The sequence below is a fragment of the Planotetraspora phitsanulokensis genome, from assembly GCF_016863295.1.
GTDB lineage: Bacteria > Actinomycetota > Actinomycetes > Streptosporangiales > Streptosporangiaceae > Planotetraspora > Planotetraspora phitsanulokensis.
This window is the reverse complement of the sequence record NZ_BOOP01000019.1, coordinates 34,856-47,421: the sequence shown is the minus strand read 5'-3', so window position 1 is coordinate 47,421 and position 12,566 is coordinate 34,856. Positions and strand designations below refer to the sequence as shown.

The 12,566-nt window shown below is 67.3% G+C and carries 18 protein-coding genes, 1 tRNA gene and 1 riboswitch; of the genes, 10 read left to right on the top strand and 9 right to left on the bottom strand.

The genetic code is table 11. The annotated features are described in order from the left end of the window. The first annotated feature begins 56 nt into the window (after positions 1-56). On the top strand, positions 57-971 hold the full coding sequence (locus Pph01_RS20195; RefSeq protein WP_204074681.1) for an SDR family oxidoreductase: 915 nt from the start codon (positions 57-59) through the stop codon (positions 969-971). 46 nt (positions 972-1,017) lie between these two features. Then, positions 1,018-1,485, top strand: a complete 468-nt coding sequence (locus tag Pph01_RS20190; RefSeq protein ID WP_204074680.1) for a GNAT family N-acetyltransferase — start codon at positions 1,018-1,020, stop codon at positions 1,483-1,485. A 181-nt stretch (positions 1,486-1,666) separates the two neighbouring features. On the opposite strand, the gene Pph01_RS20185 is transcribed toward Pph01_RS20190, so the two are convergent. After that, complete coding sequence (locus Pph01_RS20185; RefSeq protein WP_204074679.1) at positions 1,667-1,918, bottom strand: hypothetical protein; 252 nt, start codon at positions 1,916-1,918, stop codon at positions 1,667-1,669. A gap of 430 nt (positions 1,919-2,348) precedes the next feature. On the opposite strand from Pph01_RS20185, the gene Pph01_RS20180 reads away from it, so the two are divergent. Both Pph01_RS20180 and Pph01_RS20175 read left to right on the top strand, forming a co-directional pair. After that, entirely contained in the window at positions 2,349-2,771 is a 423-nt protein-coding gene (locus Pph01_RS20180; RefSeq protein WP_204074855.1) for an STAS domain-containing protein, read from the top strand. Positions 2,772-3,074: 303 nt separating this feature from the next. Continuing rightward, positions 3,075-3,992, top strand: coding sequence for a hypothetical protein (locus tag Pph01_RS20175; RefSeq protein WP_204074678.1), 918 nt, complete (start codon positions 3,075-3,077; stop codon positions 3,990-3,992). Between the two features lie 6 nt (positions 3,993-3,998). Here the strand turns inward: Pph01_RS20175 and Pph01_RS20170 are convergent, their stop codons facing one another. Together Pph01_RS20170 and Pph01_RS20165 are read right to left on the bottom strand one after the other, a co-directional pair. Continuing rightward, positions 3,999-5,633, bottom strand: coding sequence for a serine/threonine-protein kinase (locus Pph01_RS20170; protein ID WP_204074677.1), 1,635 nt, complete (start codon positions 5,631-5,633; stop codon positions 3,999-4,001). A 116-nt stretch (positions 5,634-5,749) separates the two neighbouring features. After that, complete coding sequence (locus Pph01_RS20165) at positions 5,750-5,938, bottom strand: hypothetical protein (RefSeq protein WP_204074676.1); 189 nt, start codon at positions 5,936-5,938, stop codon at positions 5,750-5,752. Between the two features lie 171 nt (positions 5,939-6,109). On the opposite strand from Pph01_RS20165, the gene Pph01_RS20160 reads away from it, so the two are divergent. Continuing rightward, positions 6,110-6,343, top strand: a complete 234-nt coding sequence (locus Pph01_RS20160; protein ID WP_204074675.1) for a hypothetical protein — start codon at positions 6,110-6,112, stop codon at positions 6,341-6,343. Here Pph01_RS20160 and Pph01_RS20155 read toward each other — a convergent pair. From Pph01_RS20155 to Pph01_RS20140, 4 genes are all read right to left on the bottom strand, one after another. Next, entirely contained in the window at positions 6,340-6,537 is a 198-nt protein-coding gene (locus tag Pph01_RS20155; RefSeq protein WP_373315678.1) for a hypothetical protein, read from the bottom strand. The genes Pph01_RS20160 and Pph01_RS20155 overlap by 4 nt on opposite strands. Before the next feature lie 22 nt (positions 6,538-6,559). Next, complete coding sequence (locus Pph01_RS20150) at positions 6,560-7,465, bottom strand: slipin family protein (protein WP_204074674.1); 906 nt, start codon at positions 7,463-7,465, stop codon at positions 6,560-6,562. A 361-nt stretch (positions 7,466-7,826) separates the two neighbouring features. After that, complete coding sequence (locus tag Pph01_RS20145; protein ID WP_204074673.1) at positions 7,827-8,150, bottom strand: DMT family transporter; 324 nt, start codon at positions 8,148-8,150, stop codon at positions 7,827-7,829. An 18-nt stretch (positions 8,151-8,168) separates the two neighbouring features. Continuing rightward, positions 8,169-8,234, bottom strand: a riboswitch (guanidine-III (ykkC-III) riboswitch). A 236-nt stretch (positions 8,235-8,470) separates the two neighbouring features. Further along, positions 8,471-8,815, bottom strand: coding sequence for a hypothetical protein (locus Pph01_RS20140; protein ID WP_239116862.1), 345 nt, complete (start codon positions 8,813-8,815; stop codon positions 8,471-8,473). Between the two features lie 201 nt (positions 8,816-9,016). Here Pph01_RS20140 and Pph01_RS20135 point away from each other — a divergent pair, with 201 nt between their 5' ends. The 5 genes from Pph01_RS20135 to Pph01_RS43380 all read left to right on the top strand — a co-directional run bounded on the left by Pph01_RS20135 (position 9,017) and on the right by Pph01_RS43380 (position 11,127). Next, positions 9,017-9,298 carry a hypothetical protein gene (locus Pph01_RS20135; RefSeq protein WP_204074672.1) on the top strand — a complete coding sequence of 94 codons (282 nt, stop codon included), beginning with the start codon at positions 9,017-9,019 and terminating at the stop codon, positions 9,296-9,298. Positions 9,299-9,389: 91 nt separating this feature from the next. After that, positions 9,390-9,830, top strand: coding sequence for a hypothetical protein (locus Pph01_RS20130; protein ID WP_345483326.1), 441 nt, complete (start codon positions 9,390-9,392; stop codon positions 9,828-9,830). Then, positions 9,752-10,045 (top strand): DUF6058 family natural product biosynthesis protein, encoded by a 294-nt coding sequence (locus tag Pph01_RS43715; RefSeq protein WP_345483325.1) that lies wholly within the window; start codon positions 9,752-9,754, stop codon positions 10,043-10,045. The genes Pph01_RS20130 and Pph01_RS43715 overlap by 79 nt, the downstream gene beginning before the upstream one ends. Positions 10,046-10,087: 42 nt before the next feature. Continuing rightward, complete coding sequence (locus Pph01_RS20125) at positions 10,088-10,606, top strand: GrpB family protein (RefSeq protein ID WP_204074671.1); 519 nt, start codon at positions 10,088-10,090, stop codon at positions 10,604-10,606. A 395-nt stretch (positions 10,607-11,001) separates the two neighbouring features. Beyond that, entirely contained in the window at positions 11,002-11,127 is a 126-nt protein-coding gene (locus Pph01_RS43380; protein WP_275412850.1) for a hypothetical protein, read from the top strand. 76 nt (positions 11,128-11,203) lie between these two features. Here Pph01_RS43380 and Pph01_RS20115 read toward each other — a convergent pair. Continuing rightward, positions 11,204-11,275 (bottom strand) — tRNA-Lys (locus Pph01_RS20115). A 100-nt stretch (positions 11,276-11,375) separates the two neighbouring features. Further along, positions 11,376-12,533: an acyl-CoA dehydrogenase family protein gene (locus Pph01_RS20110; RefSeq protein ID WP_204074670.1), complete on the bottom strand. Its 1,158-nt coding sequence runs from the start codon at positions 12,531-12,533 to the stop codon at positions 11,376-11,378. Between the last annotated feature and the right edge of the window lie 33 nt (positions 12,534-12,566).

The window sequence follows — 12,566 nt, the reverse complement described above, 5'->3', positions numbered from 1 at the left end:
ATGCCGTCCCGCGCGAACCGGGAGGTTCTGTCGGACCCGGATGCGACCATCGGGTCATGAGCGGACCGTTGAACGGAAAGATCGCGCTGGTCGCGGGGGCGACGCGCGGAGCCGGCCGTGGTGTCGCGGTGGAGCTCGGCGCCGCCGGAGCCACCGTCTACGTGACCGGGCGCAGCACGCGGGAGCAGCGCTCGGAGATCGACCGGCCGGAGACGATCGAGGAGACGGCCGAGCTGGTCACCGCGGCGGGAGGCGAGGGAATCGCCGTGCAGGTGGACCATCTGGAGGCCGACCAGGTGAAGGGGCTGGTCGAGCGCATCGACTCCGAGCAGGGCCGCCTCGACGTGCTGGTCAACGACATCTGGGGTGGCGAGTCGCTGTTCAGCTGGGATCAGAAGCTGTGGGAGCACTCGCTCGACACGGGCCTGCGCATCCTCCGGCTGGCGATCGACACCCACATCATCACCAGCCACCACGCGCTGCCCCTGCTGATCAGGAACCCGGGCGGCCTGGTCGTCGAGATGACCGACGGCACCGCGCAGTACAACGCGGACAACTACCGGATCTCGTTCTTCTACGACCTCGCCAAGACCTCGGTGAACCGCATGGCGTTCGCCCAGGCCAAGGAGCTCGAGCCGTACGGCGGGACGGCCGTGTCGCTCACACCGGGATGGATGCGCTCGGAGATCATGCTGGACGCCTACCGCGTCACCGAGGCGGACTGGCGTGACGCGCTGGCGATACAACCGCATTTCGCCATCTCGGAGACCCCCGCCTACGTCGGCAGGGCGGTCGCGGCGCTCGCCGCCGATCCCGAGGTCGGCCGCTGGAACGGGCGGTCCCTGTCGAGCGGCGAGTTGGCGCAGGTCTACGGGTTCACCGACCTCGACGGCAGCCGGCCCGACGCGTGGCGGTACATGGTGGAGGTGCAGGACGCGGGCAGGCCCGCGGACGTGACCGGCTATCGCTGAGCAGGCCGGGGCCGAACTGTCGGTCCCCGCTGACAGACTCGCTCACATGAGCGACGACGTGCGGCTGAGAGATGTCGACGAAGCAGATCTGAGCCTGTTCTTCGAGCACGAGCACGACCCCGAGACGGTCCGGAGGTCGAAGTTCACTCCCAGGGAACGGGAGGCGTTCATGAACCACTGGACCACCCGAGTGCTTGGAGACCCGACCGTCTTCGTGCAGACGGTCACCGTGGACGGCACGCCGGCCGGCAACATCGTGGCCTGGTGGGAGCAGGACAGGCGCTTCATCGGATACGTCTTCGGCCGCGAGTTCTGGGGCCGGGGCGTCGGCACCAGGGCGCTGACGCTCTTCCTCGAGCAGGAGAAGGCGCGGCCCCTCTACGCCGATCCCTACAAGGACAACGCCGGCTCGGTCCGGCTGCTGGGCAGGTGCGGCTTCAGGCCCGTCGACACGGTCACGCACGGGGAGTACGAGCACGTCATGTTGATGCTGGACGACCACGTCAGCGGGTGAACGTCCGGCGTTCGGCCATCGGACCGTACGCCCTGGACCGATGGATCGAGGACATCGAGGCGCTCATCGCCGAAGTAGGCGGATCGGCGCCTCTATGGGATCTCGTCGGGCGGCGCCCTCGCGCTGGAGGCTGCGGAGCCAGGCCGTGCCTCTCCGGGGCTTCGCGGTCACGGCAGCCGGTTCAGAGGTCTACGCCTCTGCCTGCCTTGTACGGCACGAGCCAGGCGAAGGCGACGCTGGAGAAGTTCACCAGCATCGTGTGCGGAACTCGGCTTCCGGTCTCGGAGATGTGGAGCCGGATCACCGAACCCTCTTTCATCCACGCCGCGACATCGTCTTCGGTCGGCTCGTCGCCGTGCAGTCGCAGGGTCACGTCGTGTGGCTGACCGGCCATCCGGAGGTGGAGCTCGCACGTGGGCTCGCTGTTGGCCATGATCCCCATCCACGTCGTGATTGCGCGAATTGCCTGATATCAGGGTGAACGTACCCTGGCTGGCTGTATGTCACCGATCACCCGGCAGGTAGCTGCCCTGCCTATGCCGGGGATCTTGTGAGCCGCTTTACCTTCGAGGGTGGCCGCTGGATCCGGGCCGGTCGGCCGAGCGTCCGATTTCGTATGACGGCGATGGCGATTCGCTCGGAATATCATTCTTTATTGGGGCGCGAAATGTCCCAGCGGTGGCTTCGGTCGCCTTTGGAAGGTCATCTGGAGGGGTTGCCACCTGCGGCGGAAGCGCTCAGGTGCCTGAGGGGGTAGGTTAGGTGTCACCGCGGAAATTTCGTGCGTTGGCATCCGGGTCGGCGTCGCCCGAGGCGAAAAACAACTTCGGTTTCTCTATGTGACCGAGACAGGTCAGTCGATTATGGCGCCGACATACATCTGCCGCATCGCATCACCCCTCCCCGGCGTCGCCGGCTCCCGAGGGCCTCTGACCGGAGCTTCTGTCGCCACCGTCATCGAGCTGGATGGGGAGATCGATATCTTCACCAGTCCCGCTATGCGTGAAGGCCTGCTCCGCACCATGCGACGCAGCACGAGCCTGCTCATCTGCGACCTGTCCCGGGTGTCGTTCTGCGATGTCACCGGGTTGGCCGTCCTGGTCGGCATCCAACGACGCGCCAGAGCGAGGGGCATCACCATGGGCCTGGCCGCACCCCGTCACCGCGTGGTCGAACTGCTGCGCCTCACCGGCCTCGACCGCGGCTTCACGATGTACGAGAACGTCTCAGCCGGGCAGCCCGGGCGGCGCATGGGGACGGAGACCTGGGTGCGCTGCGCCTCTTGAGCGCTGATCGATCCAGGGAAGCGGAAGTGGTGACGGCCGTTCCTTGCGTCGTGCCGGTGCCGCGCCGGCTCGGGTTCGTCGCCGCGTGCAAGACACTGCCGGACCCCCTGCCCGGCCAGGTGTCCTGAATGCCGGCCTCTTTGCCGACAGCGTTATGGAACCTCTCGGGTATCCCCGTCTGACGAATCGCCATTGATCGCCGCCCGTCGGGCGGGAAAGATGATCGAACTCGGACATCCGTGTTCGAGAGGTGGAAAGCGTCAGGCAACCCGGCTGCAAGCGTGGCTCCGAAGAATGGTTGACATGGCAAAGAACTCCCCCGTGCGTCTCGCGCCGGCTCGGTATTGCGCGCTCCTCGTCCTCTCCCTGACGGTCGTGACCGGATGCGGTCTCGCCAGCGGCCAGGTCAAGAGCGCCGACGTCCCCCCGGTACAGATCACCAGCAGTGTGAGCGCCGAACCGGTCGAGAGCTTGCCTGCCCCGGCGGAGAGCACGCCCGCTCCTGCGCTGAACCAGGCGGAGAGCACCCCCGCTCCCGCGGAGTCCGGTGGCGCGCAGACCGCCTCGTCGGCCGTCGACCCCGGTGGGACGCTGGTCGACGGCAGCACCGTCTCGGCCGAACTGACTCGCGCCGGGCAGCGGGACAAGTTCACGCTGGATCTGGGCGACGCCCGGGAGTTCCACGTCGCCGACATGGAGGGTGACGGCATCCAGTTCCAGGTGTTCTCCGATGTCGACGACCAACCTGTCGGCTTCGCCGGCACCAGTCTCACCGCGGGCACCTCGCTCGCCGTCAAGCTGACCAAGGCGGGCGGATACCGGCTGGAGGTCTGGGGCGACCCCAACGTGATCGGGCCGTACAGCTTCCGGATCGCGACGGTGAAGGTCCGCACGTTCCCCGCGGCGATCGGCCTGAAGATCGGCGAGGACAGCCCCGTCGGAGCGGGACAGCTGGACGTCCCGGGCCGGATCGACCGTTTCGAGTTCGACGCCGACGGCGCCAAGGCCATCCAGGTCATCGGCGACGCGTGCACCGGCATCGACATCGAGCTCTACAGCGCGACTGAGAAGAGCATCGCGGATCCGCGGCAGCCGTCCCCGCTGTGCGGCAACCAGATCGATTTCCAGCTCTCGGGTGGCAGCGAGCGCTACGCCCTGGTCGTCAGATCACCGGCGGCGAAGACCGGGACGTACTCCTTCCAGATCGTGCGCGCCGGCTGAACGAGGTCAGGAGCGGTGCAGGCTCCCGCGGTACGTCAGGGAGCCCGCGCCCTCCTGGCCCTCGTACTCGAGCGTGCTGGGATCGTTCAGGGTGAGGGACACGCCTCCGCCCACGCAGAGATCCTTCTGGGCGACCTCCATCTCGAGCTCGGTGTCGCTCCTGACGCGGGTGAGCGTGGCCTGCTGCTCGCAGCCTTCTCGTACGAATGTCCCGCTTGACCGTCCTGGGGGCAGGGTGATCGTGATGTCGACGGTCTTCTTGCGATCGTCCTGAGATTCGATCTGTCCCGTCCACGTTCCCGCGAAGCCCGTCGTGATCCCCTCCGCCGCGATCGCGGACGGCCCCGACGAGACACCCGGCGAGGAGACATGCGAGGTCGTGGACGTGTCCGTGGCTGTGTCCGTGGAGGTGGCCGGGGGAGGCGCCGAGTCCGACTCGGACGTGGCCGTCCGGTCATCGTCGGTCGTGGCCCCCGCCTGGACGCGTGGACGCTCGGCCGTGGTCGTGTCGACGATCAGCCCCTTCGCGTAAAGCACGCCGGCCACCGCGAGAGCCACGACCGCGACGCCGACCACCGGAACGACCACCCGCCTCGCCTTCCGGCCGGCGTGCTCGCCGTACGGTGCGGCCGAGGGCGTGGTGTCGCCGATGCCGAGATCACGGCGTGTGGGCGCCGGCAGGTCGGCCGGAAGCACTCTGGTCGCGGCGGGGCCGGATGAGATCGGGCTCTCGATGGCCGGGTCCTGAACGGCGGTGCCGTGCATGGCGGGACCGGGCTGGGACCAGCCGGAGGGGACGTACGCGGTGGGGACCGGGCCGACGTCGGGAACCGAGACGATGGGGGCTCCGGGGTCGACCAGGCTGACCAGGAGCGAGCGGGCCGACGGGCGTGACCGCGGGTCTTTCGCGAGGCAGGCGGACAGGACGCCGCGCAGGCCCTCAGGCAGGCCCGTGAGGTCGGGTTCCTCCGTGAGGATGCGGTTGAAGACCGCCGCGATGGTGTCGGCGCCGAAGGGCGAGTGGCCGGTCGCGGCGAAGACCATGGTCGAGGCCCAGGCGAACACGTCGGCGGCGGGAGACCCGTGCACCCCTTTGAGCTGCTCGGGCGCCATGTAAGGCGGCGTGCCCGACAACGCCGACGGCGCCGTGTCGGCGTCGAGCGGCCGGGCGATGCCGAAGTCGACCACCCGCGGCCCGTCGGGGCCGATCAGCACGTTGGCCGGCTTGAAGTCCCGATGCACGACGCCGGCGCCGTGGATCGCCGCCAGGGCTGAAGCCGTGCCGACGGCGAGCCGGTCGAGGTCGCCGCCCCGCAGCGGCCCGCTGTCACGCACCCGGTCCTGCAGTGAGGGTCCCGCGACGAACTCGCTCACCACGTAGGGGTTCGGACGGTCGAGATCGGCGGCCAGCACCCGGGCCGTGCAGAAGGGCGCCACCCGGCGGGCCGACTCCAGCTCCCTGGCCAGCCGCCGGTGGGTGTCCGGATCCGCGCCACCCTTGAGGACCTTGATCGCCACTCGTTCGCCGGACGCGGACCGTCCCTCGTAGACGATCCCCTGCCCTCCCTCGCCCAGGCGTGCCACGATCTGGAACGCTCCCAGATTCTGTGGATCTCCCGGCAACAGCGGGCCTGCGGCCATGAACTCCTCCATACGCGTGGTGCGGGTCCTCGGGGTCGGGCGACGCGGGCACTGGTCTCAGCCGGCGGGCCGGCGGGCCGGCGCCCGAGGGGAACGCGAGGGACGTCGGCGTGACGTCACCGGCCGTGCTCCGCGGCGGCATGCCGCGTCTTCGCACTGATCACCCACATGTCCACAGCGGCGCCGCGCGGCTGCTCGAACTCCTCCTGAGTGAGCCGGCCCCCGCCGAAGGCCGGGGGTGACCCTTCCGTGATCCGCTCACGGCCGGCGTCGGACATCCACGGTTCGGGGGGTGCGGCACGCACTCTGCGCTCACGCCACGACTCTAGACGCTGGGAATTGAAATTCGGAGTTGTCGGGATCATCGGATTGGTGAACGTCCGAACGATTTGTGATTCGTGGCGGAGGCCCGTACGGCCAGGCCATGATGAAGGTGTCAGGGATCATCCCAGGGGGCGTGAACCGTGATACCAACCATGATCCTTCTCGGCCTGGTGTTCGGGCGCTGGTGGCGCTCGACGCTACTCGCCGCCGCCGTCGTCTGGCCGGTCGTACTCGTGGCCTCGGACGCGGCCAGACCTGGTTGGGCCCTGCTGGGCGCGGCCGGACTGGCGGTGCTCAACGCCCTCGTGGGCATAGTGATCCATCAGGCGATCCTGTGGATCGTCCGGAACGGAGGCGGGCGGCGCCCACGGAAGGGCGACGCCTAAAGCCTGTCCACCCGGCGCAGGAAACCGCGCACGGCGAGATAGTCGGCGAGCCACTGGCGATGCGCGTCGCAGGCCATCCAGATCTTCTCCCGCTCGGGCGGGTGGATCTTGGGGTTGTTCCAGACCACGGCATACATGGCCGCCGCCCGGCAGCCCTTCGCCGAACAGATCGCCGGCTCGCTCATCGGCGACATGCGTCCTCCCCGGGACGGAGACCTACCGAGTGGATCGTCCGCCGAGGGACGGCGGCTGATCGACGTCGCGCAGGCCCGGCATGCGCGGCGCGTGCGAAATCGACAGGCCGTTGTCCGTGGAGGACGCTGGCTCAGACGGCGTGGTGGTGGCGTCGGCCGGCTGCTCGACCTCACCGGGTGTCACTCTTTCCAGGAACCGGAGCAACTCCACGGGGAAGGGCAGCACGAGCGTCGAGTTCTTCTCGGCGGCCACCTCGACCACGGTTTGGAGCAGGCGCAGCTGCAGAGCGGCCGGATGGTCCGCCATCGCCTCGGCGGCCTGACTCAGCCTCGCTGAGGCCTGCAGTTCGCCGTCGGCGGTGATGACGCGGGCTCGCCGCTCACGCTCGGCCTCGGCCTGGCGCGACATCGACCGCTTCATCGACTCGGGCAGCGCCACATCCTTGATCTCCACGCGGTCGATGTGCACGCCCCAGCCCACCGCCGGACTGTCGATCATCAGTTCCAGGCCCTGGTTGAGTTGCTCCCGGTTGGACAGCAGGTCGTCAAGGTCGCTCTTGCCGATGATCGAACGGAGCGAGGTCTGGGCGACCTGGCCGATGGCGGACACGTAGTCCTGCACGTCGACGGTCACGCGTACGGGATCGATGACCCTGAAATAGACGACGGCGTCCACGCGGACCGTCACGTTGTCGCGGGTGATGCCGTCCTGGGCGGGCACCGGCATCGTGACGATCTGCATGTTGACCTTGTGCAGACGATCGGCGACCGGCACGAGCATCGCCAGCCCCGGTTCGCGGATCGCGGGGATCACCCGCCCGAACCGGAAGACGACGCCCCGCTCGAACTGTTCGACGACGCGGATGCTCGTCGCCAGCCACGCCATGCCGGCGCCCAAGGCCGCGAGCAGTGCGTAAAAGGCGGTCATTTCGTCCTCCCTTGCGTCTGCCTGCCGTCGACACCCATGAGGCCGACCTGATCAAGGGTGGTCACCTGGCGCCGAGCGCGGAAGAACTCACCGAGAGGCCTCTCTCGGTCCCTATTGACAAGCTACGACTTGACTGAGTGATAAGCGCAGTCAGGTCGACTTTCGGCGACCGAAAGAGATCGCGTGGCACCGCCCTGGAGGCGGCCGGCGCCTTGTCGTGGGCGATGGAGCCGCCTCAAGGTCTGGACACGGTGGGGGCGGGGTTCGCCTCACCCCGTCCAGGCCGGCAACTCACGCTCGCCCGGCCGGCGCCGGCCGAAACCCCCGTCGCTTTGGGCCCCGCCTGGGGGCATCGGCAGGGTTAGTGGCCGCCGCCCGCCAGGTTGAGACCGACGACCCCGGCGAGGATGAGAAGGATTGAGGCGATCTTGAGGAGGGACGTGTCCTCTCCCAGGAAGATCATGCCGAGAGTGGCGGTGCCGACGGCGCCGATGCCCGTCCAGACGGCGTAAGCCGTACCGACGTCGAGGCTCTTCAGGGCGACCGTGAGAAGACCAAAGCTGAGCAGGGCGAAGGCGATGAAACCCACGATCGCCAGCGGTACGGAGAACCCGTTGCTGAGCTTGAGCGTGTAGGCCATCGCGACCTCGAACAGACCGGCGGCGACAAGCATGATCCAGGCCATGACGGCTCCCTTTCCTTGGGAGCGTCGTCTTTGCAGGCCGGGTACGGCGCGTCTCGTCCGGACGGTTTCCGATGCGGAAGCCGCACGACCAAGAACGGCGGTGACCGCATATCGATTCCCAGTAGCCGATTCTCATGAGACGAGAAGCGCTTCGGACGACACGAGGGCCGGATTTCGGGCGGAGTTCCGCCCTCACGCGCCGCGACGTTCGTCTTCGCCGAGTCTGCGCAGCTCGGCGTAGCGACCGTCCTGAGGTCGGCTGATCTCGGCCATGCCCCCCACTGCAGAGGGCGGGTTCTCCGGCTCTTCTGGGGACGTGATCACGACGTCTGGGGCAGTTCGCGGCGCACCAACGTCTTGGCGAGTGGTTCTCCGGTGCGCCGGGAGTGCTCCACCCGTGCGCGTACCTCGCTGAGCGTCCGTGGGCGATAGCCGGGGCCGCCACAACAACTCTTGTGAAAGCGGACGCCGGCGTTCAGCAGAACCGACAGCGCTCGCCACCCGGCACCATCACTCCGACGCGGCGCCGCGAAGGCGGATCCGACGTGGATGAGCGGCTGGGCGCAGCGTGGGCACAGCCGGTCGTCGATGCCTGAGGCGGGGTAGGGCTGCTTGTACGAGGCCCGGCAGGGCAAGCAGACGAAGGAGGTCTTCGCGTGGGCCATGCGGCCAGGGTAAACCGGGCACCGATCAGGGTCGACAGAGTTTCGACTGCCTCGCAAGGGACAGAGCGGCGGCCGTCCACGCTGTGCGAGACATGAGGGCAAGCGGAGACATCGAAGGTGCAAGAGGCGCGTTTCAGCCTGGCGAACGATGATGCGGACTGAAGGCTCTGGCGATCACGGTGGCGCTTACAGTCTCTGGACGTGAGCGGCTTCGCGTTTCGCATCGAGTCGGTGTATCCGGATTTTGAAGGCTTCGATGGCACCCTGCTTGCGGGTCCCGTCCTGCAGCGCGATCGAAACCTCAGCGTTGGGGATCTTCTGACGGTGCCCACTGTGACAGGTCATGCAGTTGGGCGCTGTGCTGGATTTCCTCTGATCCGATGGGGCGAGAACAAACGAGACTGGGTCGGTGTAGTCGTGGCAAGCGTCAACGCCGCCGAAGTCCAGATCGGGAGCGTCGCCGAAGCACGGGAATCCGCATGAGTCGCCACGATGGCAACGCCGCGATGTCCACACGTCTGGATAGTTCGATGAGCAGAGAATTATCCGACCGCTAGCCTCCGGAGCATGGTGCGTGGCGATCCCCGCGAGTGACGGCGAAGGGCTATGTGTGACGACGACGGACCTGAAACAGCGGCTTGCCGAGCGGTTCCGCAAGGTCAACGGCGACCATCCGATGTCTGATGCGGACGACACATATGTCAGCGCACAGTTCGTGGTCCTGGAGGAACTGTGTGCAGCCCATGGCCGGGATGCCGACGAGGTCCGCCGGCTGATGCTGGAGCAGCGCCTGCCCCTTCCCGGCTACCTCCGCTCCGACGATGCCGAGATGGTGCCGACCGACCTGTTCGCTCTCGTGGAAGAGGCAGGCGGCTTAGACCAGCTCGAAACCTGGTTCACCGCTCACTGGGCCGACCCTGCCGTTGGGCAGGAGGAGTGGAATTCCTACCTCAGCGGACAGTACGTGTGTCTGCACTCGGTCACCCGGCCAATATCCAGCGCAAGGATTACTTGACGACAGCGATCAGCGCCGCGCCGCACGAGCCGGATGCCGGTTCACTCCAGTGGTCCGAGCGCCTGCACGCTCTGATCGACGAGCTCGACGCATTGGAGCCTGCGTTCACCGCCTACGACCGCCTCCGATTCAACAGCCCCACGTCCCGCGACACCTGCATCCGCGGAATGCGCACACGCTTCCCGCGCCCTACGCCGACCCCTGGTCGACGCTGATCGAAACCGCCGCTGCCACCGCCGCGACGAGGAGCACTCAGGTTGAGTAGACCCATTGACGTCGTGCCCTATGACCCGAAGTGGCCCGAGATCTTCGAGACACTGCGCCGACGTCTGAAGGCGCAGCTCGGCGATCTCGCCTGGCGGATCGAACATGTTGGGAGCACTGCTGTACCCGGTCTGTCCGCCAAGCCGATCGTCGACCTTGATGTGGTGATCCATAGCCGTGATGATCTGGCCGAAGTGATCACAGCCCTTCGTCGCCTCGGCTATGCCCACGAAGGAGACGGCGGGATTCAAGGACGCGAGATGTTCACCACGCCTGCCGATGCGCCTGCCCACCACCTCTACGTCTGCGCAACCGGCAACCGCGAACTGGCTCGACACCTCGTATTCCGTGACTTACTCCGCGCGGACCCGATGACTGCGAGGGCCTACGCGGCTCTGAAGGCGGATCTTGCCGCCCGGTTCCGCAGTGATCGTCGCGGCTACAGCGAGGCAAAGACCGCGTTTATCGAGCAGGCGCTTTGCTCGATCACCAACCGCGCGCCTGAGCAGTGACGAGACCGGCGTTCCTCGTCGAATCGGGACGTGAGCGCGTCGAAGAGGTTGCGGTTCAGCGCCCCGCTGAGGCCCGCAGGAGTGTGATGCGCGACCCCGGCGGCGCAGCGGTCGGCGACCTTGACGACATCGCGGCGGCGGCGCACAGCGTCTCAGAGCTCTCGTAGATCTCTCACTGTGAGAGTGCCGGGTGAGGCCTGCTCCGCGGCCCACTCCCCATGCAGCTCTAGGGATTTGGTGTGGTGCCGGCTGGGTGGAGGCCCGATCGAGGCGCGCGATGACTGGGAGGAGTGGAAGGAAGGAACTTCTCCAACTGGCCGAGGTCGAGAAGGACGCCCGCGTGCATGACGCCCGGCACACGGCCGCGACGCTTCTCCTGGAACAGGGGCGTTGACATGAGAGTCGTTCAAGTGATCTTGGGTCACTCCCAGCTCACCACAACGAAGCGCTACACCCACGTCACGGAGAATCTGGCCGGTGACGCGGTGGCGAGGATGGGCCGCGCACTGTGGGACAACTGAACAATTGCAACCAGAAATGCAACTGGGCAGGCTTCCAAATGATCATTATTTGGGAGTCTGCCCAGGTCATTAGGGGTGGGGCGCCAGGGACTCGAACCCTGAACCTACGGATTAAAAGTCCGCAGCTCTGCCATTGAGCTAGCACCCCTCGCTAGATGCAGGGTACAGAGAGTACCGCGACTTCTGCGACGCGCTTTACTGGGCGATCACGATAGCCCGTCACCGCCGAACACGACACCGCACCACGGTCACCGATACGCGGGCAGGCCGGTCAGGGCTTCGCCGAGCACCAGCGTGTGGATCTCCTGGGTGCCTTCGTAGGTGAGCACCGACTCCAGGTTGTTCATGTGCCTGATGACCGGATACTCCAGTGTCACCCCGTTAGCGCCGAGCACCGAACGGGCCTGGCGGGCGATGTCCAGCGCCGCCCGGACGTTGGCGAGCTTTCCGAAGCTGATCTGCTGCGGCCTCAGCTGTCCCGCCTCTTTCAGCCGCCCCAGGTGGAGGGCGGTGAGCCCGGCCTGGCCCAGCGACACGGCCATCCAGGCCAGTTTCTCCTGGGTGAGCTGGAACGCCCCGATCGGCTTGCCGAACTGCACCCGGGTCGTCGCGTAGTCCACCGCGGCCTCCAGGCAGGCCCGCGCCGCGCCGACGACGCCCCAGACGATCCCGAAGCGGGCCTCGGAGAGGCACGAAAGCGGCCCCTTCAGGCCGGTCACGCCCGGCAGGACGGCTGATGCCGGGAGCCGCACGTCGTCGAAGTACAGCGAGGCGGTGACCGATGCCCTCAGCGACAGCTTCCGGTGGATCTCCTGGGCGGAGAAACCCGGGGTCGAGGTCGGGACGACGAAGCCCCGGATGCCCGAATCGGTCTGCGCCCACACCACGGCGACATCGGCGATCGAACCGTTGGTGATCCACATCTTGGAGCCGTTGAGGATCCAGTCACCCGACGGATCCTGCTTCGCGTTGGTACGCATCCCGGCCGGGTCGGAGCCGTGGTCGGGCTCGGTCAGGCCGAAGCATCCGATTGCCTCGCCGGCCGCCATCTTCGGAAGCCACTCCTGCTTCTGCTCCGGCGAGCCGTACTTCCAGATGGGGAACATGGCGAGGGAGCCCTGCACGGAGACGAACGACCGCAGGCCCGAGTCGCCGGCCTCCAGCTCGCGGCAGGCCACGCCGTACGAGATGGAGTCGAGACCGGCGCAGCCGTAACCCTCCAGGTGCATTCCCAGCATGCCGAGCCCTCCCAGGGTGGGAGCGAGCTCACGGGCAGGGAAGACGCCATCCTCGAACCAGCCCCCGACATGCGGAAGGACCTGGTCGGAGACGAATTCTTTCGCGGCGTCCCTGACCATTCGCTGCTCGGGCGCCAATTGGTCGTCGAGATTCAGGAGGTCGTCCATGAACGCCAGAGTATCCGGGCATCGTCGGGGTTG

Excerpts from the sequence above, each read along its gene's own strand:
- Pph01_RS20140 (WP_239116862.1), bottom strand. The coding sequence starts at position 8,815 with ATGGCCCACGCGAAGACCTCCTTCGTCTGCTTGCCCTGCCGGGCCTCG.
- Pph01_RS20110 (WP_204074670.1), bottom strand. The coding sequence starts at position 12,533 with ATGGACGACCTCCTGAATCTCGACGACCAATTGGCGCCCGAGCAGCGA.
- Pph01_RS20180 (WP_204074855.1), top strand. The coding sequence starts at position 2,349 with ATGGCGCCGACATACATCTGCCGCATCGCATCACCCCTCCCCGGCGTC.
- Pph01_RS20170 (WP_204074677.1), bottom strand. The coding sequence starts at position 5,633 with ATGGCCGCAGGCCCGCTGTTGCCGGGAGATCCACAGAATCTGGGAGCG.
- Pph01_RS20155 (WP_373315678.1), bottom strand. The coding sequence starts at position 6,537 with ATGTCGCCGATGAGCGAGCCGGCGATCTGTTCGGCGAAGGGCTGCCGG.
- Pph01_RS20160 (WP_204074675.1), top strand. The coding sequence starts at position 6,110 with ATGATCCTTCTCGGCCTGGTGTTCGGGCGCTGGTGGCGCTCGACGCTA.
- Pph01_RS20150 (WP_204074674.1), bottom strand. The coding sequence starts at position 7,465 with ATGACCGCCTTTTACGCACTGCTCGCGGCCTTGGGCGCCGGCATGGCG.
- Pph01_RS20190 (WP_204074680.1), top strand. The coding sequence starts at position 1,018 with ATGAGCGACGACGTGCGGCTGAGAGATGTCGACGAAGCAGATCTGAGC.
- Pph01_RS20195 (WP_204074681.1), top strand. The coding sequence starts at position 57 with ATGAGCGGACCGTTGAACGGAAAGATCGCGCTGGTCGCGGGGGCGACG.
- Pph01_RS20185 (WP_204074679.1), bottom strand. The coding sequence starts at position 1,918 with ATGGCCAACAGCGAGCCCACGTGCGAGCTCCACCTCCGGATGGCCGGT.
- Pph01_RS20145 (WP_204074673.1), bottom strand. The coding sequence starts at position 8,150 with ATGGCCTGGATCATGCTTGTCGCCGCCGGTCTGTTCGAGGTCGCGATG.
- Pph01_RS43380 (WP_275412850.1), top strand. The coding sequence starts at position 11,002 with ATGAGAGTCGTTCAAGTGATCTTGGGTCACTCCCAGCTCACCACAACG.
- Pph01_RS20175 (WP_204074678.1), top strand. The coding sequence starts at position 3,075 with ATGGCAAAGAACTCCCCCGTGCGTCTCGCGCCGGCTCGGTATTGCGCG.